The organism is Paenibacillus mendelii, from assembly GCF_024498075.1.
In the GTDB taxonomy this organism is placed as follows: domain Bacteria; phylum Bacillota; class Bacilli; order Paenibacillales; family Paenibacillaceae; genus Paenibacillus_Z; species Paenibacillus_Z mendelii.
Genome location: NZ_JANHOF010000014.1, coordinates 16,475 through 41,649, shown reverse-complemented (window position 1 = coordinate 41,649; position 25,175 = coordinate 16,475). Strand labels below are relative to the sequence as shown.

The following is a 25,175-nucleotide window of genomic DNA, read 5'->3' as shown; positions in this document are numbered from 1 at the left end:
TGTCCAAGTCCCCTCATAGACATGTTAGCAGTCGAGTGTACACGGCTACATCAAAATAACATGGGATGAGGGGTGGATTTCATGCGTCGTCGAATCAGTCTAATTGCGGCCATTCTGTTATGTGTCACGGCGGTGCTCGCCGCTTGCGGCACGAAGGATGCGGAATCGGTTGTCAAGGAACTGGATAAAGTCGTGAGCGGAATGGAGAGCTATCAAGGAAAAGGTACGATGACGCTGCATACCGGACAGCAGCCGCTTGAGTACCAGGTAGAGGTATCGTACCAACAGCCGCAATATTACCGGATTAAGCTGACGAACGCCAAGAAGGACATTACGCAAATCGTCCTGCGCAATGATGAAGGCGTGTTCGTGCTGACACCGCGCCTCAACAAGGTATTCCGTTTCCAAAGTGATTGGCCCGCCAATCAGGGGCAAGTCTATTTGTACCAAACGCTCATTCAAAGTATTCTCAACGACAGCTCGCGCCAATTTGCCGTCGATAAGGACTCTTACGTGTTTGACGTGATGGCCAATTACCAGAATGGTTCGCTGGCCCGGCAAAAAATATGGCTTGATAAATCCAACTATCGTCCGCTTCACGTAGAAGTGACCGACGCGAATGCAGCTGTCATGGTCGAAGTGAAGTTCGATCAGTTCCAATTCGATTCGAAGCTCGATAAGAGTGTATTTGATACACAGCTCAATATGGGCAACGGTAACGCCGAGCAGCCGACAATGGGCGGTTCCGATGAGGGCCTATTAGATCCGATGAACGAAGAAACCGCAACACCGCCGAGCGGAAGCAATGCTGATATGCAAGATAACGATGCGGGTGCGGATACAAATGAGGAGAAGCCAACCGGCAACGACGCTGACAAGGCGGCGGATGGCAGCGCTAACGGATCTTCGTCAGGGGAAGAGGAGCCCTCCGAAGGCACATTGGCTCCGGCAGATGAGGAAGAAAATGCGGTACCGGCAGGGTTCACGGCGATGGAGCCGTCGTATCTGCCTGAAGGCGTAGCGCAGCTGGACGTTCAGGATATTAAGTTCGGAGGTAATAAAGGGATTATGCTTCGATATGCCGGCGCGTACGAATACACCTTGATCGAAACGCAGCCAAGCGACGTTGCCGTCTCCATGGTGCCGGGTATTATGGTGGACCTCGGTCACACGCTGGGTTCGATAAGCGGAGATGAGGAAGGCATACAAAAAACGCTGACCTGGACCTACAATGGTATTGAATATCGCCTAACGAGCGGAACGCTGCCAGAAACGGAGATGTTGAAGGTCGCTCAGTCCGTTCAAACTGAAATGGGCAAATAGGTTAGACAAGCGGAATATTTTCCAGTCTATAAAAGCCTTCTCCTACCCTTCATTTCATTGACAGCAGAAAGCCCGAACGTATAACATAAAGGTTATGTGTTGTTAACGAGTCAGAGCTTAAGATACCTCTGATTCATAGAGACATAACGTCTGGCGAGGTCATCCTTAGCAACGATCGAAGACTGGCGCGGGAACGATCACCTGCGCCGGTCATTCGTGTGCTGGATCTGCCTGTGTTATGTAGGGATAGAGGAGAAGGTGGAACGGTTGGTAAAGGCATACTATCGCCCCACTAGGGCGGAAATCTCTTTGGACGCACTGCGCCGCAACATTGAAGCCTTTCGATCCGTCATACCTCAGGGCATGCGTTTGATGGCGTCTGTGAAGGCCAATGCTTACGGCCATGGAGCTGTGGAAATAGCGCGCGAAGCTGAAGCAAGCGGAGTTGATTTTCTGGGAGTCGCATTTCTGGATGAAGCCATCCAGCTGCGCGAGGCTGGTATTCTCACTCCTATTCTTGTACTGGGCTATGTACCGCCGGAGGGCTTGGCAATTGCGCGGGAGATGCAAATCGCAATCGCTTTATTTCGCGAGGATACGCTGGCGGCAGCCGCCGCGCTGCCAAGCAGCAGCAAGAAGCTGCATATTCATATCAAAATCGATACGGGGATGGGGCGCTTGGGGCTCATGCCGGGACCCGGGGCCATTGCCTTTATAGAAAGGGCTCTGCAGGAGCCGAAGCTATACGTTGAGGGCATGTTTACTCATTACGCCCGTGCGGATGAGGCCGATAAGCAGTATACCTCCAATCAACATGAACGGTTTGCTGCCCTTGGCGAGGAAATTCGCCGCAAAGGGTTCGAGATCCCGATTGTTCATGCTGCGAACAGCGCAGCCGGGATCGATACACCGGAATGGGGAGGGGGCATGCTGCGGCTTGGCATTAGCATGTACGGCCTTTACCCGTCGGCGGAAGTCAATCGCAAGCGGATTGAACTGGAGCCGGTGCTTTCATTGAAGACGGAAGTCGTGATGGCGAAGCAGACGCCTCCGGATTGGGGAATCAGCTACGGAACGCGTTATGTCACCCAAGGCGAAGAACGGATCGGGACGCTTCCGATTGGATATGCGGATGGGTTTAGCCGTATGCTGACTGGCAAAGCGGAGGTGCTTGTACGAGGCAAGCGTGTTCCCGTGCTCGGTACGATCTGCATGGATCAATGCATGATTGCACTGGATCCGGCACAGGTAGACGGACGTCCTGTCGACACCGGTGAAGAAGTCGTCATCATCGGTTCTCAGGATGGCTCCGTCATTACGGCTGAAGAGGTCGCGGATAAACTCGGTACGCTCAACTATGAGGTCGTCTGTATGATCTCGCCCCGCGTGCCGCGGATTTATGTGCGCGGCGGCCGCGTCACAGCCGTGACGAATCCGCTCGTATAACAGTAGATTTTGCTTGAACGGCATGGAATATTTTGTTGTGGATGGATGATCATTTTAAAGAGGAATTTGACGTTTTGTCGCGAATAAGTAGAATTAGGCTTTTGCAGCATACGGTACGTCTATCGAAGCAAGCAGCATAGATGACATACGTTCTGCATACAAATGATGGAGTATAATTCAATGTAAACGATGAAATACTGTTAGTGCGTGTTTCATAGGATTCAGTGTGGCCAAGATTTGCGGGTGCACACGGCTGAATCAAGGTGATGAACGGTTGCTGTCTTTGAGCGGCGCAAAATTCGTTCACGCCTGTGAAATGTTTTGGGGGTGCGAGTTCGGTGGCCAATATGCAGAACACCAAGAGGATTATGATCAGTTTACCGGATCATTTGCTGGAGGAAGTTGACGGAATCGTCGCCAGGGAAAACTCGAACCGGAGTGAATTTATTCGACAAGCCATGAAGCTGTATTTGGTAGAGCGCAAGAAACGTCAGATCCGCGAATCGATGCAGCGCGGGTATTTAGAAATGGCGATGATTAACCTAGGTATGGCATCGGAAGCTTTTCAAGCGGAGGAAGACGCGGGCGACACGCTCGGCCGACTCGTAAGCGGGGTGTAAAGCTTGATCGTAAAACGCGGCGATGTGTTTTTTGCGGACTTATCCCCGGTCGTCGGTTCGGAGCAGGGGGGCGTTCGCCCGGTACTGGTCATTCAGAATGATATCGGTAACAGGTTCAGTCCGACGGTGATTGTAGCTGCCATAACGGCACAGATCCAGAAGGCGAAATTGCCGACTCACGTCGAGATCGATGCAGCTTTGCACGGTTTTGACCGCGACTCGGTGCTTCTTCTGGAGCAGATCCGAACGATCGATAAGCAGCGGCTTACCGATAAAATTACGCATCTGGACGACGAAACAATGCGTAAGGTGGACGAAGCTCTTCAAATCAGTGTTGGGCTAATCGATTTCTAAACATAGTATGCAGCATGCGATCCGCTCGCCCGTCAACCTGCTCCTTAGGCAGAGGGCGGGCCTTGTTGTTATACTGGCAAATAACCGTCCCGGGGAACGCGCCCGATGACGGTTATTTGGACTTTCAACCGTTTCACCGTTTCGCTGGATCCCGCGATCTCCGTCTGCAGACGGAGAAAAATGTACATCTGGCGGCGCTGTCAGAGGCAGCTGCATGTCGTCTATAATAAGGAGCGATCTATAAGAGGGTGAGTAATAGTCCGGCTTTACAACGTAACAATGTTATGTTACGTTCATGACGGAGGAGATTGAGATGGATACGGAATTGATATCGAAGAAAGACCTGCTCGAATTGATGAATATTTCATATGGACAGCTGTATCGCTGGAAACGGAAGCAGCTTATTCCTGAAGAATGGTTCATCCGGAAGTCTACCTTTACCGGCCAGGAAACGTTTTTTCCGAAAGCGCAAATATTGTCCCGTATCGGAAAAATCATCGCCATGAAGGATGACTTGTCATTGGATGAAGTCGCCGGCAAGTTATCGCCGCTGCTGTACGACCTTCGCTTGAGAAGAGAAGAAATAATCGAACGTAACATTGTTTCGAGTCTGGTCATGGATCGGCTGGGGAATCGTGCGGACGGGGACGGTACCTATTCCTTCGAGCGAATGCTGTTCTTGTTTACGGCGGATAAGCTGCTGCAGACGGGGGAGATGAATCTTGAGGAAGGCGGGCAGCTGCTGCAGACGCTCCAGGAGCATTTTTCTAAATTCGAAGGGAAGGGCTGCGATCTTGTTTTCATTCGTAAAATGGGTGTTTCCGCATTCGCCCTTATCTCTGCTTCCGGGGAGCTTTACTTCGAAGGGAAAGTCAAATTGGTTGCCAGGCTTTCCATGACCGTATGTCTGGAAGAATTGAAAACGAAGCTTACGTAGGAGGAATGCGGCATGACGGAGCAGGTTCGTCCGGATCTGGTCATTAGCGGTATGGGGAGCGCATCCGGCGGGGATTACGGGAAGGTGAGGATCGAGGGCACAGGCAAGGTGGACGGTGATTTATCGTGCGAATCCATCCAAGTCAGCGGGATGGCGGCCATGGGCGGCAATATGACGGCAGGCAGGTTCGAGCTGCAGGGGAAATTGACCGGTGTGGGCAGCCTCAAGGCGAATACGGTAGATATTGAAGGTCATGTCAATCTACGCGGAAGGCTGCAGGGCGACGACATTTCGCTGACGGGCATTCTTAAGCTTCAAGGGGATTGCGAGGCGGAACGCTTTGCTGCACATGGCGGATTTGCAATCCAAGGCCTGCTTAATGCGGGAACAATCGATATTCATTTGCACGGCCGCGGAGAAGCGGCAGAGATTGGCGGGGAGACGATTCGCGTTCGAAAGCCGGAGCGCCAATCCTGGGGCGGACTGCTGAGGCGCCTCATCCCGGCGTTTAACCCCCGATTAACGACAGGGACGATCGAGGGTGACGATGTGCATCTGGAGGCGACAACCGCTGGTATCGTCCGCGGGAGCCATGTTCATATTGGCGAAGGCTGCGAGATTCGCCTCGTGGAATACCGTACCGAGCTGATTGTTCATCCGGATGCCAATGTGGCAAAACGGGTCAAGATATAAAACGAATCTCAGATAAGCGCGCTGAAGATAACGGAGGGATGGACGGATGGTTCAAGCGACGAAACGGAAGGTGAGGATTACGGGTTCGGGCCAGTCATCAGGTGGGGTATATGACAGCGTCCATATCATGGGCGAAGGTCAGCTGTTTGGGGAAACCGAAGCGGACACGTTCGAATGCATGGGGAATTGTGTCGTGAAGGGCAATCTGAAAGCGCGGAATTACCGCCTGCAGGGGGAAGCGAGCATCGAGGGCGATATGCTGGCGAATAAGCTGACCGCGCTCGGCCAAATAAACGTGCAAGGAAGCGTGCGCGGCAGCAGGCTCCATATCCGGGGCCAGCTGGAAGTCGGCGGCAGCTGCGGGGCGGATTCCTTTCAGGCCAAAGGCGGCTTCACGATCCAAGGACTGTTAAGCGCCGATCGAGTCGAAGTGAGTCTATACGGACCTTGCGCGGCCCAAGAGATCGGAGGCGGCCGGATTGATGTACGCCGAAGCCGTGTCATGGGAATCAAGAATTGGTTCTCCGGTAAAGAAGGGCCATTGGAGCTTACGGCGGAATCGATTGAAGGCGACGACATATATATTGAGCATACCCATGCGGAGCATGTTAGGGGAAATCATATAATCATCGGACCTGGCTGCCGAATCGGACACGTGGAATACAGGCAGACGCTTCAAAAAAACAAGAGCGCAATCGTGCGCCATGAGGTTAAAATATAAATGTTCAATTAGCTGAAGAAGGAGTTCATACGAATGATGGTTCAACAGAAAAGTAGATTGGGGTTTGTAGTCGTCGGCCTGCTGCTCGGTATCTTCGTAGCGGCCATTGACAATACGATCGTCGCAACGGCGATGGGAACGATTGTGGCCGACCTTGGCGGCGTCGAGAAGTTTGTATGGGTGACGTCGGCTTATCTGGTTACGGAGATGGCAGCCATGCCGATATTCGGTAAGCTGTCCGATATGTACGGCCGCAAACGTTTTTTTGTGCTTGGTATATTCTTGTTTCTGCTCGGTTCGGTTCTATGCGGAACGGCGACAACGATTGTGGAGCTAAGTATCTACCGGGCCATTCAAGGAATCGGCGGCGGAGCGCTCGTGCCGATCGCCTTCACGATTGTGTTCGATATCTTCCCGCCGGAGAAGCGGGGGAAGATGGGCGGATTGTTCGGCGCTGTCTTCGGCACGTCGAGCTTATTCGGGCCGTTATTAGGCGCTTATATTACGGACCATATCGATTGGCGGTGGATTTTCTATATCAATCTGCCGATCGGGCTCATCGCCTTTGCCCTTGTATTCCTGTTCTACAAGGAATCGATGGAGCACTCCAAGCAGCGGATTGACTGGTGGGGGGCCGCGACACTTGTCGGGGCTGTCGTCAGCCTTATGTTTGCGTTAGAGCTCGGAGGACAGGAGTACGCGTGGGATTCAGGCGTCATAATCGGTTTGTTTGCGGCGGCTGCGGTACTGCTCGCGGTATTCTTATTCGTGGAAACGAAAGCCGCAGAGCCGATTATTTCTTATGATATGTTCCGCCAGAGATTGTTTGCGGCAAGCACGTTGACGGGCTTATTCTATGGAGCGGCCTTCATCACATTCGCGATGTACATACCGATGTATGTACAGGGCGTTACGGGAGGGACCGCAACGAATTCCGGCCTTATTCTGCTGCCGATGACACTTGGCTCCGTATTAGCCGCACAGGTCGGCGGTATATTGTCAACGAGAACGTCTTATCGCAACATTATGATTTTCTCCGCGTTCGTGTTCGTGCTCGGAACATTCTTGCTAAGCACGATAACTCCTGAAACTACGAAGCTGATGCTGTCGGTTTATATGGCGGTCGCCGGCTTCGGTGTCGGGTTCTCGTTCTCAGTGCTCGGCATGGCGGGAATTCACCACTTCGATATGCGGCAGAGGGGCTCGGCCAATTCAACCTTGGCGTTCGTCCGCTCGCTTGGCATGACGGTAGGGCTGACCGTGTTCGGTATACTTCAGCGGAATCTATTAACGGATAATATGAAGGAGTCCTTCGCCGGCGAGTCGGGACCTTCGGGTCTGCCTGCAGGCGAATCGCTTGGCAATATCCGAGAGGTACTGACACCGGAAGGAAGGGCAGGCATTCCACAAGAGGTTATGGACAAAATCGTAGACGCCCTGTCATCCTCGATTTCAACCATGTTTATGTGGGCGCTCATCCCTGCCGTTCTGGCGCTCGTAACGGTATTTTTCATGGGAGATGCGCGGTTGTTGGTTCCCGGCAAGGAAGCGAAAGGCACGAAGGTGAAGACCGGAGCGCAGACCGAATAAGGCGGCGGATATCCGTTAGGCCGGGTCAAATTCGACTTATAAACGCTAGACGAAGATCATGCCGCAGCGGCATGATCTTTTTTATTTTGTGCAGAGGGTATCGACGGGCGCTTGTGAATTAATGTATCCGGAGTCTTGACAGAGAAGAGGGCGGAGCGTATATTTAAACAACCGATTAAAACAGTTGTTTAAAACAATTGTTTAAAATAGAAATGTTCAAGGAGTGGAGAGAGTTGGGAAATGCATTACGGACCTTTTTGAAACGGCCGACAACGATTGTTGGTGTCTTAACGGCACTCATGTTTCAAGTGATTTTCTCGGTCATCTGGATGACCGGTTATGAGGGGATTACAGATGCGGAGCGGCTTAAGCAGCTGCATGTCGGCATCGTGACCCTGGATACGCAGTCAGGGCCGGCCATTGCCGAGAAGCTGGCACAATCGCTGCCTGTTCAGACGCGTACGCTTGACGGTGGAGAAGCACAGCAGCTGTTGAATGAGCGTGAGCTTCAGATGGTCATTACCATCCCTGAGAATTTCACGGAATCCCTGAAGTCTCAGGGTAGCGCCGCATCGATTCAATACAGCATTAATGAATCGAATCCGGCGTTAATTAAAAGCATGATGAGTTCCATTGCGGGACAAGTGACCGCTACGGTGAACAAGGAGGCGGTCGGCCAAGGCGTTCAAGCCGTATTGACGCAAGCGAAGCTTCCCGCAGAGCAGGCGGCAGGAGCGGGGGCCGTACTCTCCGAACGCGTAACCTCCGATTTTACGTACACGAACCCGGTTAAAGGCATGAATAATCAGATGGTTCCGATGATGATGGTGCTTGCCTCGTATGTCGGTGCTATGATTATGGGGATGAATCTGGAGCAGTCGGCCATGGCTGCAGCTGCATCAGGCGTAGGCAAGTGGCACCGATTCGCAGCACGCAATGTGATTAATATCGTGGCTGCCGTTATCGTATCGCTGGTTGGATCTTCACTCGTTCTTGCACTTGGAGGGCAAGCGGAGCATGGCTTTATGGCGATGTGGGGCTTTCAGGCGCTGTTCGTTCTGACGTTCATGTTTCTATCCCAGCTGTTCCTGCTTTTGTTTGGCATGGGGGGAATGCTGCTGAATATTATCATGCTGTCTGCCCAGCTCGTATCGTCAGGTGCTATGGTGCCGCGGGAGCTGCTCTCCGATTTCTATCTGGGACTAAGCAAGCTGCTGCCGGCCACCTATGCCGTTGAAGGAAACATGAACCTGCTCTTCGGCGGGGCTGGCAATGGAGGAGCCATCATGGGATTACTCATCATTATGGCTGTTTCCTTGGCACTGGGTGCAGCAATTGTCGGACTGCGGAAGAACCGCGTTCCTCAGCCTATGATGTCTGCGGCAAGGTCGCAATGAATTGAACGCCAGGGATTGCTTCAAGTCCTCAGCACGGCCATACTTATAGTCATAAGGAGGCGGCTATGCATAAAGAACCGAATGACCCGGATGTTAAGATCAGGCTACTGCAGGCGGCCAAGCGGCTCTTTGCCACGCAGGGCTATGAAGGTACCAGCGTGAGACAAATTTGCGAAGCAGCAGGTGCGAACATTGCACTGGTTTCCTATCATTTTGGCGGGAAAGAGAATATGTTTCAAGCTCTATTCGAAGCCTTCTTCCCGAACCGGGAGATGGAGCTGTACTTGCAGGAGCATTATGAACCGGTAGAAGGGATCAAATTAATCATTCGGCAAGTGACGCTATTCCGGATGAAGGAGCCTGAGATGATCTCCGTGCTTCAACAGGAAATCGCGCTCCAGTCTCCCCGAATGGAAATTATTCAAAAGTTTGCCTTTCCAGTGTGGGAGCAGCTGCGAGACTTACTGCGGGTGGGTCGCGAGCAAGGCTTATTTCGATTCCGTTCATTGAATAACACATTCATGACTGTTCTTGGCGTTATTCTGTTCCACAAGCAGACGTACTACTTTGCTCCGCTGTTTGATGATGAGCCTTATGATTTGGAAGCCTTCATTCAGGAAATGTTCGAATTTGTCATGCGGGGATTATGTTATGATGTGGACAAAAATGGTCATTAAACGACAAAATTCTTTTTATATATAGACAATCTTTAGGGTGTCTGCTAATATAAGGTCATTATTATAGAGCAGTTGAATAGCGTCGGCTATGCGAAGAACGCATGCTTGGGCAATATGCCCCAGCTGCGTTCTTTTTTTATTCTCATGACGCTTGATGCTGCGGAAGGGAGTGGCGATGAACCGAAAGCGCAATTTGTACATCAGCCTCGCGGCGGCACTGCTATCCGCCCTGCTTGTTTACGGGGTATACGTTCTGCAGCTGCGGCATGTTCGATTTCAAGAAACGGTTGAGGTGGTCGTTCCGAAACGATTCATTCCCGCGGGAGAACAGCTGACATCGGATATGCTCGAGGTGAAGCAAATTTCCCGTGCAGCGTATATCCCGGAGATGCTGCTGGATCCGAAGGAAGCAATCGGGATGGAGACGGTTGTGCCGCTCGGCTCTGAGGAGCCGCTTCTGGACTGGAAGGTTGACCGTTATAGATTGCTGCCGGACCGTCAGCAATCCACCTTTCAAGTTCCGCGGGACTATGTATTGTCAGTATCGAACGGGATCCGGGCAGGCGATAAGGTCATTCTGTATATCTCGGGCAAGAGCGCAGCTTCCGAGCGGTTGTTCGTGAAACCGGTTACGGTCGCTTCGGTGAAGACATCGGCCAATATCGAGATCGATGATAAGGAAAATCCGAACCTCCTGTCGCTGGCCAGCGGCGATAAAGAGAGAATGTACGCTTCGAGAAGGGATGCCAACGGCATGATCGACTATATTAATTTGAATTTGACCGAGGAACAATGGCTGAGGCTGGATACGCTTTGCAAAGACGGCCAGCGCCGGCTGGTTATCGCCTTTTCACCGGAATCGCTTGATATCATCGAAGCGGCCGCTGAAGCGGGGGCTGCGCCGTGAGTGCGCCTGCGCCATTGCTAGCTTTTGTCGGCACCACGCCGAATATCGGCACCACCGTAGCCGCCTTTGCGCTGGCCTATCGGCTTGCCAAGCTGGGTACCGGATCAGTTGGATACTTATGTCTCAACCTGAAAAGCGCAAAGACGCACCGTTACTTAGGCAACGATAGCCCGGAGACTATGCTGGATTCGCTTAGACCGGAGCTTGCTACCGGTTCGTTAAACACGGACAAGCTGCTGCACTCTATGCAAGCCGTTGAAGGGAATGACTCGTTGAAGGTGCTTTTCGGCAATGTGATGCGCGATCAAGCGGAATACTTTTCTCCTCAGGAGATGGACCATCTGCTCGATACGGCACAGCGGGCATTCGATGTCGTCATCGCAGATGTTGGTGCTTATTGGGATAATGCTGCAACGGTTTGCGCATTGAGGAGAGCCGATACGCGAATGCTCGTCACGACGCCGGCCTTGTCCCATTTTCAAGAAGACGGAAGGCGTTGGATGAAGCAACTATCGCCCTTATTCGGAATTCCAAGCGATGCCTACGAGCTGATCATCATCCACCCTTCGAGGAGAACAGGGGTTTATCAGATGAAAGACATATGCAAAGAAATGGATGTGACGTTAATGGGTGAGTTGAGATTAAGTGAAACGCTGTTGTCCCAGCTGGACAGCGGAACGATCGACGAATGGCTTGCTTATGACGAGCAAGGGATGAACGCGATGGCAGTGCCAGCCCGGCAAATCATGAATCGTTACGGATTGAAGCAGCGACCGGTGATGGCGGTTCAACCTTGGTATAAGAAGCTGCTGACGCACCGGGGCGGGAGGATTTCATAATGCCAGGGGGTAAATTCTCGCCAGCCGCTTTCTCTGCTCAGCTGCGAGTCATGGACACGCTGGATGGCCATGCAGCTGATGAAGGCATAGAGGAAGAAGCTCAGCGGGATTTCGGTAGGCTCGCAGAGGATGTCCGCACGTATCTGGCCATGCCGCGGGGAGCGACAGAGGAGGAACGGCGATCGTATAATGAACGCCTGAACCGGGCGGTTCTCGGATATACAGAAGACCGCGAGCATCTGCTCGCAGTGATCTCGGACCGGCTGCTGCGGCAGCGGATTCACGACCTTGCGGGATATAAGCATCCTTATGGTTCTCTTGCCGAAGCCTTGTTCGCAGAGGTAATCGGGATGAGTGTCCTGGAGCTTGTCCTCCAAGAGCGCGAAGGACTCGAAGAAATACAAGTGGTCGGAACGCGCATATTCGAGGTCCGGGACGGCTGCTGTAAGCCTTCCTCCTATGCCTTCGAAACAGAGCGTGAAGTAGAGCGCATCCAGCAGAATCTGGTGCTCTATAATAATGACCGGATTAATCCTCGTAAACGGTGGGCGGAGGTCATGCTGAGCGACGGGACGCGCGTGACGATGACGGGCTTCGGGTTTACGGCCCAGCCGACGCTGACGCTGCGGTTCTATACGGTAAGGCGCTTCGAGCTCCATGCGCTGAGCAGCGTGGAGTACAGGACGATAAGCGAGACAATCCGCGACATGCTTCTGGCCGTTCTTGCGGCCAGATTCAATCTGGTCGTGATCGGCCCGACGAACTCGGGCAAGACGCATCTGATGAAGGCGCTCATCGGGGAACTGCCGGACGAGGAGCGGATTGTCACGATCGAAGGCCGGCACGAGCTTATGCTGGCGCGCGACTTTCCCCATAAGAATGCGATCGAATACGAAACGGACGAAGAGGATGCACTGCATCGCTCGACTCAGGCCTTTAAGCTGGCGCTCAGGCAGTCGCCGCAGCGAATCGTGCATGCCGAAATTCGTGACGAGGATGCGAATGTTTACGTGCGGGCTTGCACGCGCGGACATTCCGGAAGTATGACGACCGTGCATGCCAATGCGCTCGAGGACGTGCCGGAGGCGATTACGGATATGTGCATGCTGGACGGCCGCGGCATGAATCCGGAACGTTTAACGAAGCGGATTGCCGAGTATGTGACACAGATCGGTATTGAGATGCGTTATATCGCCGGCCGCAGGCGGTTGTTTCGTATTGCCGAGATCGGCTGGCAGGGCGGGGGAGTGACGGTCCGTGACTGGGCTTCCTTTAATGAGCAAGCAGCGGATTGGACGTACCCGAACCCTCCATCAGCACAAGCCATGGCTAAATTGTCAGCGGCGAATGCAGTGATCCCCTTCTTTATAGAAGGGAGCAATCGCCGCTCATGCTGAAGCTCGCGATATTCCTATGCGCAGCGGCTCTGTTTATAACGCTGTTCGTTGCCTTCCGGCAGCTGCTGCAGCTATGGTCGTCACGGCGGAAATTCGCCAGCCGGCTCGATTACCGGCAGGATAATCGGCTGCCGAACCGGCTCGCCCGGCTGCTTGTGCGATACGAACGGCCTTACCGCCACCTGTCTGAACTGTTGGAGTCGCTGGAGATTCCATTTCGTCCAGGAGCTGTAGTGGTATCGACGGCCATTCTGCTGCTGTCAGGCATGTCGATCGGGGCGCTGCTGTTTCAGAGCTTCAAGGGGACCCTGCTGCTCGGCGGCATATTCTCTTCCTTGCCCTATGCTCTGCTGCGCATGCTGCTGCTTCATCGGCAGCTGCAGACGCGTATTGACTTTTTGCCTGCTGTAGAGCTGTTCTATCAGTGCTGCCTTGTCAGCGGCGGGCGTCAAATTCGTACTGCGCTGCAGCGGACCGCGGAGGAGAAGAGGCTGCTAGGTCCGATGCAATCGGTCTTCGAGCAGCTGTATCGCAACTTGTCGGTACGCGGAGACGATGATGCCAGCTTACGGATCTTCGCAGCGTCACTTGGGCATGTGTGGGCTGATTATTTTGTCAATATTGTCCGCGCCGGGCTTTCCGAGGGTCATCCGATTAACGATAACCTGAAGGAGCTCATTACCGATATGCGGAAAGCGCGGAGGGCCAATCAGCAGGAGCGCAACAAGCTGCTGGAAATCCGGCTGGCGAACTTCTCCCCGGTCTTATTCCTGGCCTTGTTCATCGGCATTAATTTTCGCTACAACCCGGATAATGCTTACCTGTATTACGTGGTAGACCCTAAGGGACGGGATTTGCTGTTGAATGCGGTCGTGCTCATTTTCGTTTCTTTTGTTATGGGGCTCTGGCTATCGCGCAAAAAAATGTAAAGCAGGAGGTGTGCCGGGATGGATAATTCCGCAGCACGTATCGTCATATGGGCGGCAATGGCCGGCCAATATGTGTTGGGCTTTATTATTGCCGTGTATTTGCTGCGTGCCGTGCTTGAGCGAAGGCCGCGCTTTGCACACCTGATTGCAGGAAGATGGCGCTTCAGAGAGGCTCCGGATACATGGCTTCGTTTGGTAAGGCTCACGAGAAACGATCCTTCGTTCAAGGAGCGGGAGCGTCTGCTCGCGGGCTGCGGATTTACTTGGGATGCGGCATGGTATGCAGTGATCCGCCGGCTTATCTTCATCGCTTCGCCGATGCTGGCTGTTGCGGCTTACGGGTTGACACAGGTAACCATCGGACCGATTCCGCCCATGACTGCTCCGCTGACTTTGGCTGTGTTAGTCATGCTGCTGCTGTGGGATCGGCCATGGCTGGATGCGTATCGACGGGTTCGGACAGAACGGATGACGAAGGAAATATATATGGTCAGCAATCAGCTCTTGTATCTGGCGGGCTCCTCGCTGCATATCCACACGAAATTGATGAGAAGCTTGTCCTTCACCAAGGCGATGCGTACGGATTTGCAGCTGCTGCTCGGCGAGTGGTATCACGATGCAGAGGGCGCGCTTCGCCGGTTCAAGCTGCGGCTCGGAACGGAGGAGGGGCTCAGCTTTGCGGAGACGATTGATTCCCTTCGGCTTCACGAGAGTGAGCATTATTACGAGCTGCTTCGCGAGCGAATCCAAGATTATAAGGAGAAGCTGGAGCTGGCCAAAGAAAGCCGGAAGGAATCGACCTCCTATATCCTGTTCGTACTGGCCGGGATACCGATCTTATATACGTTTCAAATCTTTATCTACCCCTGGGTAAGGGAAGGGCAGAAGCTGTTCGAATCGCTTAATTAATGAGACGGTTGCGTTCGTTGATCGACATTTTCCGGCTAAGGAGGTGAGAGGATGCGGAACATTCTCATGACAGTTATGATGCTGGTGGTTGTCGTTCTGTTGTTTAACGCGATTATTTCCAAGGATACAACAGGCACGAAGGCTCAAATCGAGACGCAAGGCAATTCAGCCAACACGAAGATCGGCACATTGACGTTGAACTAGGAGCTGCATAATAGATGAGGCGGTGCGTATGAGGGCCATATTAATGTCGTTATTAATGATTGTGGTCGTCATCGTCATTTACTCCAACGTGACGGGTGGCGAGCAGGGAACGAAGGAGCAGTTGAAGACATCGGGCAAACATATGAGTGAATCGATACGGAGGATGAGTCCGTGAAAGGCCTGCTTGTGTTTATTTTGTTCGCCGCGATGATGTGCTGGTTTATGTTCTCGCCGATCTACAAGCATGTGCTGATCGTCCGGCAAGCCGTACTTCAGCAGGAGGTGGATTACATGCTCGAAATTGCGGCGAACGGCGATCATGGTTATATAGACACGCATATGCTGGAGGAATCGAAGCAGCGGCTTGCCCGGCTGGGCATGAAGCCGGAGCAGGTCGGGTATGAAGTGGTGTCGACGAATGGCTCCGACGCAACGAATGCGGCAATGCCGCTGCCCCGAGGCGTCGGGCTTTCATTGACGCTCAGTTATCCGGTGGAAGGACTGTTCGAGATCGACCGGCTGATCGGCGTGGATCCCGTTCCGGCCGATAGCCGGATGCGGGCGACCGGGCTTAAGATGAGCGAGTACGTGCCGTGACAAGTAGAGTGCAAAATATTGAATTGTGTGTTTGAACGAAAGACCAAATGCAAATGCAATGAGAGATTGCTTGAATGGGATGACTTCGATCCATGAATGCGGCAAAGAGGGCGATGGGAAGATGTACAAGCTTGTGCTGGCGGTATTGATGATGATGGTCTGGATGCTCCTGCATGCGCTGCAGACCGATGAGGAGATGGCGATGGCGGCGTTATTTCAAGGCAAGCACGCGCTTAACCGGGCGGCACATGCTGCGGCGCAGCAGCTGGAGAAGGAGGCGATTGCAGACGGGAGGCTGCGCATTGACGAAGCAGCGGCTGCAAGCGCAGCTTCTCTCTACCTGCAAGCGAACCTGCAGCTGGATGAGACCGGACAGCCTCTGCCAGGCACTTATTGGCGGGATCGTGCGGAGGTGGCCGTCTTCGAGGTCGTCAACGATGACAGATCATTTCCGTTCACATACCGGAATGACCGGTATGATTATGAGGTGACCCTGCAGCGTCCCGGAGTCATCCTGATTCTCAAGCTGACGTATCCGCGGATCTTTACCGTCCTGGAACCGATCGAATGGCAAATAAAAGGAGCGGCCGAGATCGTTGCAAGTTGACGAGCTGGCTGCTCCGTGTTCTATTCTTACTGAAACATATAGAAGTGTATATGCTTTCTTGTTGGTTAAGGGGGGATTATGTTCTACCTGTATAGCAAACGTTGATGATGGCAATGTACAAGCTAAAGATTAATAACGTAATCAGGTTCCACAAATTAAAAATGATATTATTAAACAGCTGCGACGACATATGCGGATAGAGGGATAAATGATGGATTAAGATCCAATTCGATCGTACATCCCAATATAAAACAACAATGAATACTAGTGACATAATATAAGCGGCAATAACGATGATATGACGGTCTAGAGATCTAGCGAACGACAGAGTAAGTTGATACATATTAAAGCATACAGCAAGACAAATAGAAAAAGCTGGGACCCAGAAGAGTAAAGCGAGATTTCCATTTCCACCCACATTATCTACTGTTGGGGTCATACTGCTAATAAAGCTAAATAGCACAAACGAAATAATCGTCCCGAAAATGATCGTGAATGATGTAATAGTGAGTTTTTTCATTTGTCACCTTCTATTTTTGTTCATTTGGATCACGATAGCTCCTTGTCCGGATGTCAGGTGATGATCATTCAGGAGAATAAGAAATCGCTAGGGTGATCATAAACTACATTGAGGATCCTTGCATCCTTTATCTCTGAAATACACCAAGGATTTCTGAGCGTGCAACTATCTATCCTGCCCGGATGAAGAATTAGGCTAATAATAAGAACGGCGAAAGCTCGTTGAAAGTTGACGAGCGGGCTGCTCTTTTGTTCTAATTAGGAAGAATACGTAAATTGTGGGGGTGAATGATGAAGGTGGGTGACCATTCTCATGTGAGCTTACAGGCACCTGACAAGCAAGAATTTCTCTCGCGGATCAACCGGCTCCAGCAAGCCTTGCGCGCACAAGGATCGGACGGATTTCTGGCGACGCAGCATATTGCGCTTTATTATTTGACCGGATCTATGCAAGCAGGGTACGTGTTCGTCCCCGCGGAGGGGAACGCCGTATTCTATGTGAGGAGAAGCATTGACCGGGCGCAAGCCGAATCGGCCGTTCGTGTGGAACCGCTTCCCTCCCTGCGCGCATTCAGGCTGCTGCTTAAGCAGGATTATCCGCAGCTGTTCGCTTCCGGTCAGGAGATAACCATCTTGACCGAGATGGATGTGCTTCCAGCTCAGACGTATACGAAGCTCGCCCAAGTGATAGCCGGCGAAAGCGGAAGCAGAAGCGTCTTGACGGATGGTTCCGCTATGCTCAGACGGCTGCGCATGGTCAAGTCGGCCTTTGAAATCGGCCGAATCGAAGCAGCCGCAGCTGCCGCTGCAGAAGCGCTGGCGGAAGCTGTGGCCGAGCTGAAGGAAGGGATGACCGAGCTCGCGTTCATGGCCCGTATCGAATATGGACTTCGCATTCGCGGCCACATCGGACTGATGCGGACGCGCAGCTACAACATGGAGATTATGACCGGCATGCTGGGAGCGGGAGACGCCGCTGCAGAACCAAGCGCATTCGACGGTCCAGCCGGGGGCCGGGGACTCGGTCCGGCTGCACCACAGAGCGTCAGCAGGCGTGTGATCGGCCGCGGCGAGCCGATTCTGATCGATATCGGCTGCTGCATCGACGGCTACGTGATCGACCAAACCCGCATGGCTGTAATTGGCAGCTTACCGGACGATCTGGCTGCCGCCTACAAGCAGTCAGTAGCGATTATGCGCGAGACCGAGCGGCTTATGTTACCCGGAACGCCAAGCGAATCGCTCTATGCCGCAGCGCTTACACAAGCGGCGGATGCGGGATTATCCCAGCACTTTATGGGATATGGCGTGAATCAGGTGAAGTTTCTTGGTCACGGTATCGGGCTGGAAGTCGATGAATGGCCGGTACTAGCACGCGGCTTCACCGATCCGCTTGAGCCCGGCATGGTCATTGCCGTCGAGCCGAAGTTTACATTTCCCGGGCGTGGCGTCGTCGGCATTGAGAACAGCTATGTGGTCACGGCTCAAGGAGCCCGTCAGCTTACCAAGTCGTCAGAGGAATTAATTATTGTAACTTAGTCATCAGCGGAGACTAGCCGATCCAGAATACCAAGTACGAGATGCATGCTAAGGAAAAGCAGCAGCTACGGACGGCGGTGTGCAGTACTGCGCTTTAGCTGAACTAGCGCGTAATAAGCAGATTCGAGCGCGAGGCTCTGTTCCCGGCGCACATCGTCGAGCGAACGGGAGGGCTTGATTTCTTTTTTCAACAGGAATCCCATCTTTCCTATATGAAATCGGAGGCGAGAGTGATTGGCGACTAAATTGTTTGTCAGCTCGGTATCCAGCGGGCTCGAGGAGATTCGCCAGCAGGTGGGTACCTTCATCGAGAAGGCGGGGCATCAGCCGGTGCTGTTCGAAGCCGATGCCTTCGCGAAGAATCAATCGGCATCAATGCTTACCACCTGCCTGAGGGCGGTGGAGCAGTCGCACATCTACATCCTTATTATCGGCTATGAAGTAGGTTATGTCGTTCCCGAGCAAAATAAAAGCGTTACGCATCTCGAATTGAAAAAAGCCATCGCGGCGAACAAGACGCTGTACGTCTTTGTAGAGGACTACATTAAAAATATTTACTTCAAGGAATATTTGCGCATCTTCCGGCAGCTGCGTACGCGCGAATCGGAAGATGGAAGCACAGAGGCGCCAACATTTGATGAAATCATTGCCAAGATGGGTAATTTATCAGTGAAGAGGGAAGTGCTCGCCATCCTGAACGATGCCTATCAAGTCGTGCCTTGGATATTCGGATTCCACAGCTCCGACGATATCATCCACGTCTTGAAGAAGGAGCTGAGCGCGACGCTCGAGGATCATATCACGCTTCGCAATAATCGCCAGCTGCAGTCGCTGGACAGCGTTATTTCGGCATCGGAGAGATTTCAGCTATACAATCGCTTTCTGGATGATTTCTTTCCTTTAATTGAAGAGATCAAGATGGTTCGGTATGACGATCTGCTCCGTAAAGCTCAAGGGAGCTTGAAGGGCGGAACGATTTACTTCGACGAAGGGGCGGGAATTATATCTGAGCTTGTCAAAGTAGGGAATAGCGAGGGCACTTCTTTATATCTATATGACGGCAGCGGCTTCTTTGACCTCGTTGCAAGGTCGGGTTTGGCGAATCCGCGGCAGATTCAAATTCCGCAGGAGGATTCGGACTCATATGTAACGCTTGCTTACGGGGAGGCGCTGGCATCTGCACAGCCAGGAGACGGGAAGCTTTCGTCATCCTCGGTGTTTTATACGGACAGGCTCATCTATTTATGCCATGTGTTCGGGAACTACGTTCTTACGGTTCATTTTCCAATCGAGGAACAGTCGGTGGACAACGCAATATTCAACGAAAGAATGGACGAGCTGTATGCGGGGTTGTTGAAAATTCGCGCCAACGGTGATATCCTGAATCTAGTTCGTTTTATTTTGTAGCAGCAGGAGGAGAGTATATGGGAGATCAAGCGAAGCATGCTCAGGTGAATCTCACGATTGACGACGTGATCCGTGAGCAGCAGCACCAGTTGGCATCCGCCTATGCGGGTATTGCTTCCCTGCTGACGACCGAACAGCTGCCTGCCCAGGACGAACGAATGGAGCAGGAACGCTCCGCAAGCCGAACATGGATGAACCGTATTCAGCCGCTTGCCCCGTTCCGCGGTGTGAGGAAGCTATCAAGCGATTATTAGTTCTTCCAAGAACATGAACATAACTCCCTCCGGGCTTTACCGGCAGGGAGTTTTTATTGCATAGCATCGTTCCTTTCCGGTATCAGCACTGCCCATTAAGGCATCGCCTTAGACATCCCCATTGTTCCATCCTTCAATTCACCGATTGCGATTGTCTTGCCGTCACGGTTCATTCCCTCTATCGTAAATAGAGGCCCGGATGCTGAATCCGGCAAATACGCCGCCCAAATACGCTTATTCTTTCCTACATTTATAATTCTGGCAGATTGCCGAAGTCCGTTTGGATCGGAGATCACAATACTCGCAATGGCTGGATTGAAGAGGTCCCCATATAGAATAGGAAAGGGCGATGGCTGGTCTGCATCCTGCTCGTTCTTGCCTACATATTGAAAGAGCAGGTCCGCATCGTCCGTATTGGAGCTTATGCCATATTCACCGCCCCATGCCCACTCCAGCTTGTCTTCATCATTCACTCTTATGTAATTAACGCTAAGATTGACTGCGTCAGCCTCATCATTCTTTTTGGTGAAAACCATCATGCCGCCTTCAACATCCTCATAATGGACAATATCGAATTGATTCCCCTTTTTGGCCTCTTCGATGACGATGTGCAACCGCTTCTCCAATGGGCCGATATCGGCCTTCGACTCGTGCCAATAATCCGCTTGATTATAGACATAAAATCCAATCGCTGCTCCGATGACCAGAACGATGGCGAACAAGCCGAGCACGACCGTGTTTCCTGACATGCGACGCATACCTTAATTCCTCCTCATTATGCTTCTATTGATTTGCTTGTAACGGAAAAACCATACCGTGGATACTCAATCGAGCAACAACTTGATTCTAAAGCGCCTTTTCATGGATTCATTTGACTGTGGTTAAGCTCCTTTGTAAACCAGGCTCGCCCTTAATCGCCCTGTGCTACAATGATGCTGAAGCGAATGTAAGGCATACCAGCAGCACTATCCAACCAAACATCCAAATGAGGTGCAGTCTATGAAAATGACTTTCCGTTGGTTCGGTTCAAACGATCCCGTCAGCCTCGGCAGCATTCGTCAAATTCCCGGCGTTTCCGGCATTGTTACCGCCTTATACGATATTCCTGTCGGCGAGATATGGCCGAAGGAATCCATCGCTGAGCTTAAGCGGACGGTGGAATCGCATGGCTTTGAGCTGGCGGTAATCGAGAGTGTTCCCATTCACGAAGACATCAAGCTCGGCTGTCCTACGCGTGACCATTTTATTGAAAACTACAATCAAACCATTCGTCATCTGGGCGAAGCCGGTATTCCGGTCGTATGCTACAATTTCATGCCGGTGTTTGATTGGACCCGCTCTCAGCTCGCGTACCGTCTCAAGGATGGTTCGACGACGCTGACATTCGAGGACGAGACAATTTCCCGCATGGACCCGGTTAAAGGCGATCTTTCGCTGCCGGGGTGGGACGAAAGCTACACCAAAGAGAACATGCAGCAGCTGATTGATAGCTATAAGGATATTACCGAAGAAACACTCTGGAGCAATCTGGCCTATTTCCTTGAGCGGGTTATTCCCGTAGCCGAGGAGGTTGGCATCCGAATGTCGATCCATCCGGACGATCCGCCTTGGCCGATCTTTGGATTGCCGCGCATCGTCGGGGACATGGCCCAGCTGCGCCGGATTACCGAGCATGTAGATAGCCCTGCTAATGGTATCACATTCTGTTCGGGCTCGCTTGGTGCCGATCCGGACAATGATCTCATCGCCATTATCCGACATTTCGGGTCGCAAAAAAAGCTTCATTTTGCTCATACGCGCAATATTTTGCGAACGGGCGAACGTTCGTTTCAAGAATCATCACATCTTTCGTCAGATGGCTCGATCGACATGGTGCGGGTGCTGGAGGCACTTTGGGAGACTGATTTCGATGGACCGCTTCGCCCAGACCACGGCCGGATGATATGGGGAGAGCAAGGCAGACCGGGCTATGGCTTGTATGACCGGGCTCTTGGCGCTACCTATTTGAATGGGATATGGGAAGCGATCTCCAAAACGAAAGGCTGAAGGGAGCAGTAGTTGTGGTTAAATTATCTGTATTTACCGTCGCAACGCCTGACCTGACACCGGATCAATTATGCAGGGAGGCTGCTGCTGCCGGTATTGAGGGCATCGAGTGGCGCTGCAAGGAAACACCAGAAGCCCTCCGCGCCGAGAAGCCTTCTCCCTGGGGAAATAATTGGTGCACGATCGCACCAAACGCTTCGGATGCTGAGATTGCAATCTTCGACGAAGCGGCCAAAAGTCATGGTCGTAAACCGATTGCGCTTGCGCCATACCTTGCATGCGGAGATATGGAAGGGACGGAGCAAGTATTCCGCTTGGCCAAGAAGCTGGGTGTGGCCATGGTTCGCGTCGGAGTACCTCCATATAACCGCTCGCGTCATTACAACGAGCTGTTTGAACAGGCGGTCGGCTATTTGACCGAGGTGGAGGCGCTCGCCAGAACCTATGGCTTGAAGGCACTGGTGGAGGTTCATCACCAAACCATCGCCCCAAGCGCATCCCTTACTCACCGGCTTATCTCGCGTTTCGATCCCGATCTGATCGGCGCCTTGTTAGATCCTGGGAACATGGTGCATGAAGGCTTCGAAAACTATCGGATGGGCATGGAGCTGTTAGGGCCTTATTTAGCTCATGTGCATGTGAAGAACGCTGGCTGGTTACCGGCTGCAGGTCATCCCAATACGGATCAAGCCGCTGGGCTTGGCGGCATCGAAGGGGATCCGCTCAATCCGGTAGCTTTCTCTTGCGGCTGGCGGCCGATTGCAAGCGGTATTGTGCCTTGGAAACAAGTGCTGGCGGATTTGCAAGCAGTCGGCTATGAAGGATGGTTTGGTCTAGAGGATTTCAGCGGCGCTTACGATACGGTAACGATGCTTCAAACGTATGGCAGACAAATGCGAGCTTGGATGGAGGAATTGGAATCATGAGCAAGTTGCGATTCGGTGTAATTGGTATTGGAAATATGGGCTCAGGCCATGCATACAGCCTACTCTCGGGCAAGGTGAGAGGGGCGGAATTGACGGCCGTATGCGACGGCTTCGAGTCAAAGCGCGAATGGGCGCGCACCCACCTAAACGGCGCAGCCGTCTTTGAGGATTCGTCATCCATGATTGACTCGGGCCTCGTGGATGCGGTTATCGTTGCGACACCGCATTATGATCATCCTACGGAAGCGATCCAAGCCTTCGATAAAGGGATGCATGTATTGATTGAGAAGCCGGCGGGCGTCTACGTGAAGCAGGTGAGGGAGATGAACGAGGCTGCTGCGTCTAGCGGCAGGACGTTCGGCATCGTATATAACCAGCGGATGAATCCGCTGTACCGGAAGTTGCGCGAGCTGATCGCTTCCGGGGAGCTGGGAGAAATCCGCCGGACAAATTGGCTGATCACGAATTGGTATCGTTCGCAAGCCTATTATGACTCTGGCTCATGGAGGGCCACATGGGCGGGAGAAGGCGGCGGCGTTCTTATTAATCAATGTCCCCACAATTTGGACTTGTGGCAGTGGACGACGGGCATGATGCCGGTAAGAGTCCGCGCGTTCTGCGCGTTCGGCAAGCATCGCAACATTGAGGTCGAGGATGACGTGACGGCTTACGTGGAATATGCCAATGGCGCAACGGGCGTATTTATTACGACGACCGGCGAAGCCCCTGGTACGAACCGCTTTGAGGTAACAGGCGACCGCGGCAAAATCGTGATCGAAGACGATAAGCTGACATTCTGGCGATTGCGCGAGTCGGAGCGGGCGTTCAATGCACGCAACAAAGAAGCATTCGGCGCGCCGGAGTGCTGGAAGGTTGAGGTGCCGATTCATGGCGGGAGTACGGAGCATGTCGGCATTATCCAGAATTTTACCGACGCCGTATTGAACGGCACGCCACTAATCGCTCCCGGCGAAGAAGGCATTCATGGGCTGACGATATCCAATGCGATCCATCTGTCGACCTGGATCGACGGCTGGGTAGACCTGCCATTGGACGAAGCGCTTCACGAAGCCGAGTTGAATAAGCGTATTGCTGAATCGTCTTCGCGTAAAGCGCAGGTACAGACAGATGCGAAGCCTGCGGATTTAACGGGGACGTTCTAGTATTGAATACCTCCCGCATGAAAGACACCTTGAACGTCAACCGGCCATTGGGCCAAAAGAAAGTGGGGTTTCAAAGATATGGCATCTTCCTTTAATCGTACCGACGGTATGAACTATGCGCCGGTTTCCGTCGTTAAGCCATCGCCGGTATGCGGCCCTGGCGAGTTTACCTTTGCAGCCATGGCACTTGACCACGGACATATCTATGGACAATGCAATGGTCTAATTGAAGCGGGCGGCACGCTCAAATGGGTATACGATCCGGATCCGGCGAAACTGGCCAGCTTCTTAAAAGCTTACCCGGGCGTTCAGGCAGCTTCTTCGCCCGAGGTTATTCTTCAGGACGCGGAAGTGAGGCTCGTTGCTGCTGCCGCAGTACCCTCGGAGCGTGCGGCGCTTGGCCTGACGGTTATGGACCATGGTAAAGACTATTTTACGGACAAAACGCCCTTCACGACCTTGGAACAGGTGTCGGCCGCGCGACGAAAGGCTGCCGAAACCGGCCGCAAATACATGGTTTATTACAGTGAGCGGCTGCATAACGAGAGTGCGGTCTACGCCGGACGCCTCGTGCGCGAAGGTGCGATTGGCCGGGTCGTTCAGGTGATTGGCACGGGGCCTCACCGCTTGAACAAAGCTTCGCGGCCGGATTGGTTTTTCCGCAAAGCGCAATATGGCGGCATTCTGTGTGATATTGGAAGCCATCAGATCGAGCAGTTTCTGTTCTATGCCGGCTGTAAGGACGCCAAGGTTGCGCACAGCAAGGTTGCGAACTACAATAATCCGGATTATCCGGAGCTTGAGGATTTCGGAGATGCGACACTCATTGGGGACAATGGGGCGACGAACTACTTCCGCGTGGACTGGCTCACGCCGGACGGTCTTGGCACCTGGGGCGACGGGCGGACCATCATTCTCGGTACCGATGGTTTTATCGAGCTGCGCAAATATATCGATGTTGCCCGCGATAAACGGGGGGATCACGTCTACTTCACGAATCATGAGGGTGAGTACCATTATGCAGTAGGCGGCCAGGTCGGGTTTCCTTTCTTCGGAGAGCTTATTATGGATTGCTTGAACCGGACGGAGGATGCTATGACTCAGGAGCACGCCTTCAAGGCGGGCGAGTTGTGCGTCACTGCGCAGAATGTCTCGGCTCGGGTGGAATAAACAA

The 25,175-nt window shown here is 52.7% G+C and carries 27 protein-coding genes; 26 read left to right on the top strand and 1 reads right to left on the bottom strand.

Annotated elements, in window-relative coordinates; genetic code table 11:
* Positions 1-81 precede the first annotated feature (81 nt).
* From NNL21_RS28230 to NNL21_RS28125, 22 genes are all read left to right on the top strand, one after another.
* Entirely contained in the window at positions 82-1,323 is a 1,242-nt protein-coding gene (locus NNL21_RS28230) for an outer membrane lipoprotein-sorting protein (RefSeq protein ID WP_204821573.1), read from the top strand.
* A 258-nt stretch (positions 1,324-1,581) separates the two neighbouring features.
* Entirely contained in the window at positions 1,582-2,769 is a 1,188-nt protein-coding gene (alr, locus tag NNL21_RS28225; RefSeq protein WP_256555544.1) for an alanine racemase, read from the top strand.
* Between the two features lie 338 nt (positions 2,770-3,107).
* Positions 3,108-3,389 (top strand): CopG family ribbon-helix-helix protein, encoded by a 282-nt coding sequence (locus NNL21_RS28220; RefSeq protein ID WP_204821574.1) that lies wholly within the window; start codon positions 3,108-3,110, stop codon positions 3,387-3,389.
* Between the two features lie 3 nt (positions 3,390-3,392).
* The gene (locus NNL21_RS28215) at positions 3,393-3,743 is read left to right on the top strand and encodes a type II toxin-antitoxin system PemK/MazF family toxin (RefSeq protein ID WP_090581240.1); all 351 of its coding nucleotides are present in this window, start codon (positions 3,393-3,395) and stop codon (positions 3,741-3,743) included.
* A 313-nt stretch (positions 3,744-4,056) separates the two neighbouring features.
* Positions 4,057-4,680, top strand: a complete 624-nt coding sequence (locus tag NNL21_RS28210; protein ID WP_204821575.1) for a YhbD family protein — start codon at positions 4,057-4,059, stop codon at positions 4,678-4,680.
* Between the two features lie 12 nt (positions 4,681-4,692).
* Positions 4,693-5,373 (top strand): polymer-forming cytoskeletal protein, encoded by a 681-nt coding sequence (locus NNL21_RS28205; protein ID WP_204821576.1) that lies wholly within the window; start codon positions 4,693-4,695, stop codon positions 5,371-5,373.
* A gap of 46 nt (positions 5,374-5,419) precedes the next feature.
* Positions 5,420-6,094 (top strand): polymer-forming cytoskeletal protein, encoded by a 675-nt coding sequence (locus NNL21_RS28200; protein WP_204821577.1) that lies wholly within the window; start codon positions 5,420-5,422, stop codon positions 6,092-6,094.
* Positions 6,095-6,130: 36 nt separating this feature from the next.
* Positions 6,131-7,684, top strand: a complete 1,554-nt coding sequence (locus tag NNL21_RS28195) for an MDR family MFS transporter (protein WP_204821624.1) — start codon at positions 6,131-6,133, stop codon at positions 7,682-7,684.
* A gap of 233 nt (positions 7,685-7,917) precedes the next feature.
* The gene (locus NNL21_RS28190) at positions 7,918-9,081 is read left to right on the top strand and encodes a YhgE/Pip domain-containing protein (RefSeq protein WP_204821578.1); all 1,164 of its coding nucleotides are present in this window, start codon (positions 7,918-7,920) and stop codon (positions 9,079-9,081) included.
* 65 nt (positions 9,082-9,146) lie between these two features.
* Positions 9,147-9,758, top strand: coding sequence for a TetR/AcrR family transcriptional regulator (locus NNL21_RS28185; protein ID WP_204821579.1), 612 nt, complete (start codon positions 9,147-9,149; stop codon positions 9,756-9,758).
* 175 nt (positions 9,759-9,933) lie between these two features.
* Positions 9,934-10,665, top strand: a complete 732-nt coding sequence (locus NNL21_RS28180; RefSeq protein ID WP_204821580.1) for an SAF domain-containing protein — start codon at positions 9,934-9,936, stop codon at positions 10,663-10,665.
* Positions 10,662-11,504, top strand: a complete 843-nt coding sequence (locus tag NNL21_RS28175) for a CpaE/TadZ family protein (protein WP_204821581.1) — start codon at positions 10,662-10,664, stop codon at positions 11,502-11,504. Before NNL21_RS28180 ends, NNL21_RS28175 begins: the two co-directional genes overlap by 4 nt.
* Positions 11,504-12,901 (top strand): ATPase, T2SS/T4P/T4SS family, encoded by a 1,398-nt coding sequence (locus tag NNL21_RS28170; protein WP_204821582.1) that lies wholly within the window; start codon positions 11,504-11,506, stop codon positions 12,899-12,901. The genes NNL21_RS28175 and NNL21_RS28170 overlap by 1 nt, the downstream gene beginning before the upstream one ends.
* Positions 12,895-13,830, top strand: coding sequence for a type II secretion system F family protein (locus NNL21_RS28165; protein ID WP_204821583.1), 936 nt, complete (start codon positions 12,895-12,897; stop codon positions 13,828-13,830). Before NNL21_RS28170 ends, NNL21_RS28165 begins: the two co-directional genes overlap by 7 nt.
* An 18-nt stretch (positions 13,831-13,848) precedes the next feature.
* The gene (locus NNL21_RS28160) at positions 13,849-14,739 is read left to right on the top strand and encodes a hypothetical protein (RefSeq protein ID WP_204821584.1); all 891 of its coding nucleotides are present in this window, start codon (positions 13,849-13,851) and stop codon (positions 14,737-14,739) included.
* Positions 14,740-14,790: 51 nt separating this feature from the next.
* Positions 14,791-14,943 (top strand): hypothetical protein, encoded by a 153-nt coding sequence (locus NNL21_RS28155; protein ID WP_204821585.1) that lies wholly within the window; start codon positions 14,791-14,793, stop codon positions 14,941-14,943.
* Between the two features lie 28 nt (positions 14,944-14,971).
* Positions 14,972-15,118, top strand: a complete 147-nt coding sequence (locus tag NNL21_RS28150; RefSeq protein ID WP_204821586.1) for a hypothetical protein — start codon at positions 14,972-14,974, stop codon at positions 15,116-15,118.
* On the top strand, positions 15,115-15,540 hold the full coding sequence (locus NNL21_RS28145) for a hypothetical protein (RefSeq protein WP_204821587.1): 426 nt from the start codon (positions 15,115-15,117) through the stop codon (positions 15,538-15,540). Before NNL21_RS28150 ends, NNL21_RS28145 begins: the two co-directional genes overlap by 4 nt.
* A 79-nt stretch (positions 15,541-15,619) precedes the next feature.
* A complete protein-coding gene (locus tag NNL21_RS28140) occupies positions 15,620-16,147 on the top strand; it encodes a hypothetical protein (protein WP_256555559.1) in 528 nt (175 codons plus the stop codon).
* Positions 16,148-16,981: 834 nt separating this feature from the next.
* Complete coding sequence (locus tag NNL21_RS28135) at positions 16,982-18,205, top strand: M24 family metallopeptidase (RefSeq protein WP_256555543.1); 1,224 nt, start codon at positions 16,982-16,984, stop codon at positions 18,203-18,205.
* A 234-nt stretch (positions 18,206-18,439) separates the two neighbouring features.
* The gene (locus tag NNL21_RS28130) at positions 18,440-19,612 is read left to right on the top strand and encodes a DUF4062 domain-containing protein (protein ID WP_204821588.1); all 1,173 of its coding nucleotides are present in this window, start codon (positions 18,440-18,442) and stop codon (positions 19,610-19,612) included.
* A 17-nt stretch (positions 19,613-19,629) separates the two neighbouring features.
* On the top strand, positions 19,630-19,866 hold the full coding sequence (locus NNL21_RS28125; RefSeq protein WP_204821589.1) for a hypothetical protein: 237 nt from the start codon (positions 19,630-19,632) through the stop codon (positions 19,864-19,866).
* Between the two features lie 95 nt (positions 19,867-19,961).
* Here the strand turns inward: NNL21_RS28125 and NNL21_RS28120 are convergent, their stop codons facing one another.
* On the bottom strand, positions 19,962-20,624 hold the full coding sequence (locus tag NNL21_RS28120; RefSeq protein ID WP_204821590.1) for a hypothetical protein: 663 nt from the start codon (positions 20,622-20,624) through the stop codon (positions 19,962-19,964).
* Positions 20,625-20,865: 241 nt separating this feature from the next.
* On the opposite strand from NNL21_RS28120, the gene uxuA reads away from it, so the two are divergent.
* The 4 genes from uxuA to NNL21_RS28100 all read left to right on the top strand — a co-directional run bounded on the left by uxuA (position 20,866) and on the right by NNL21_RS28100 (position 25,171).
* Positions 20,866-21,912, top strand: a complete 1,047-nt coding sequence (uxuA, locus tag NNL21_RS28115; RefSeq protein ID WP_204821591.1) for a mannonate dehydratase — start codon at positions 20,866-20,868, stop codon at positions 21,910-21,912.
* Positions 21,913-21,926: 14 nt separating this feature from the next.
* Positions 21,927-22,838 carry a sugar phosphate isomerase/epimerase family protein gene (locus tag NNL21_RS28110; protein ID WP_256555541.1) on the top strand — a complete coding sequence of 304 codons (912 nt, stop codon included), beginning with the start codon at positions 21,927-21,929 and terminating at the stop codon, positions 22,836-22,838.
* Positions 22,835-24,001 (top strand): Gfo/Idh/MocA family protein, encoded by a 1,167-nt coding sequence (locus NNL21_RS28105; protein ID WP_204821593.1) that lies wholly within the window; start codon positions 22,835-22,837, stop codon positions 23,999-24,001. Before NNL21_RS28110 ends, NNL21_RS28105 begins: the two co-directional genes overlap by 4 nt.
* Before the next feature lie 78 nt (positions 24,002-24,079).
* Positions 24,080-25,171, top strand: coding sequence for a Gfo/Idh/MocA family protein (locus NNL21_RS28100; protein WP_204821594.1), 1,092 nt, complete (start codon positions 24,080-24,082; stop codon positions 25,169-25,171).
* Positions 25,172-25,175: the final 4 nt, after the last annotated feature.

Excerpts from the sequence above, each read along its gene's own strand:
- NNL21_RS28230 (WP_204821573.1), top strand. The coding sequence starts at position 82 with ATGCGTCGTCGAATCAGTCTAATTGCGGCCATTCTGTTATGTGTCACG.
- NNL21_RS28210 (WP_204821575.1), top strand. The coding sequence starts at position 4,057 with ATGGATACGGAATTGATATCGAAGAAAGACCTGCTCGAATTGATGAAT.
- NNL21_RS28205 (WP_204821576.1), top strand. The coding sequence starts at position 4,693 with ATGACGGAGCAGGTTCGTCCGGATCTGGTCATTAGCGGTATGGGGAGC.
- NNL21_RS28200 (WP_204821577.1), top strand. The coding sequence starts at position 5,420 with ATGGTTCAAGCGACGAAACGGAAGGTGAGGATTACGGGTTCGGGCCAG.
- NNL21_RS28195 (WP_204821624.1), top strand. The coding sequence starts at position 6,131 with ATGGTTCAACAGAAAAGTAGATTGGGGTTTGTAGTCGTCGGCCTGCTG.
- NNL21_RS28185 (WP_204821579.1), top strand. The coding sequence starts at position 9,147 with ATGCATAAAGAACCGAATGACCCGGATGTTAAGATCAGGCTACTGCAG.
- NNL21_RS28180 (WP_204821580.1), top strand. The coding sequence starts at position 9,934 with ATGAACCGAAAGCGCAATTTGTACATCAGCCTCGCGGCGGCACTGCTA.
- NNL21_RS28170 (WP_204821582.1), top strand. The coding sequence starts at position 11,504 with ATGCCAGGGGGTAAATTCTCGCCAGCCGCTTTCTCTGCTCAGCTGCGA.
- NNL21_RS28165 (WP_204821583.1), top strand. The coding sequence starts at position 12,895 with ATGCTGAAGCTCGCGATATTCCTATGCGCAGCGGCTCTGTTTATAACG.
- NNL21_RS28160 (WP_204821584.1), top strand. The coding sequence starts at position 13,849 with ATGGATAATTCCGCAGCACGTATCGTCATATGGGCGGCAATGGCCGGC.
- NNL21_RS28155 (WP_204821585.1), top strand. The coding sequence starts at position 14,791 with ATGCGGAACATTCTCATGACAGTTATGATGCTGGTGGTTGTCGTTCTG.
- NNL21_RS28150 (WP_204821586.1), top strand. The coding sequence starts at position 14,972 with ATGAGGGCCATATTAATGTCGTTATTAATGATTGTGGTCGTCATCGTC.
- NNL21_RS28140 (WP_256555559.1), top strand. The coding sequence starts at position 15,620 with ATGACTTCGATCCATGAATGCGGCAAAGAGGGCGATGGGAAGATGTAC.
- NNL21_RS28125 (WP_204821589.1), top strand. The coding sequence starts at position 19,630 with ATGGGAGATCAAGCGAAGCATGCTCAGGTGAATCTCACGATTGACGAC.
- NNL21_RS28120 (WP_204821590.1), bottom strand. The coding sequence starts at position 20,624 with ATGCGTCGCATGTCAGGAAACACGGTCGTGCTCGGCTTGTTCGCCATC.
- uxuA (WP_204821591.1), top strand. The coding sequence starts at position 20,866 with ATGAAAATGACTTTCCGTTGGTTCGGTTCAAACGATCCCGTCAGCCTC.
- NNL21_RS28105 (WP_204821593.1), top strand. The coding sequence starts at position 22,835 with ATGAGCAAGTTGCGATTCGGTGTAATTGGTATTGGAAATATGGGCTCA.
- NNL21_RS28100 (WP_204821594.1), top strand. The coding sequence starts at position 24,080 with ATGGCATCTTCCTTTAATCGTACCGACGGTATGAACTATGCGCCGGTT.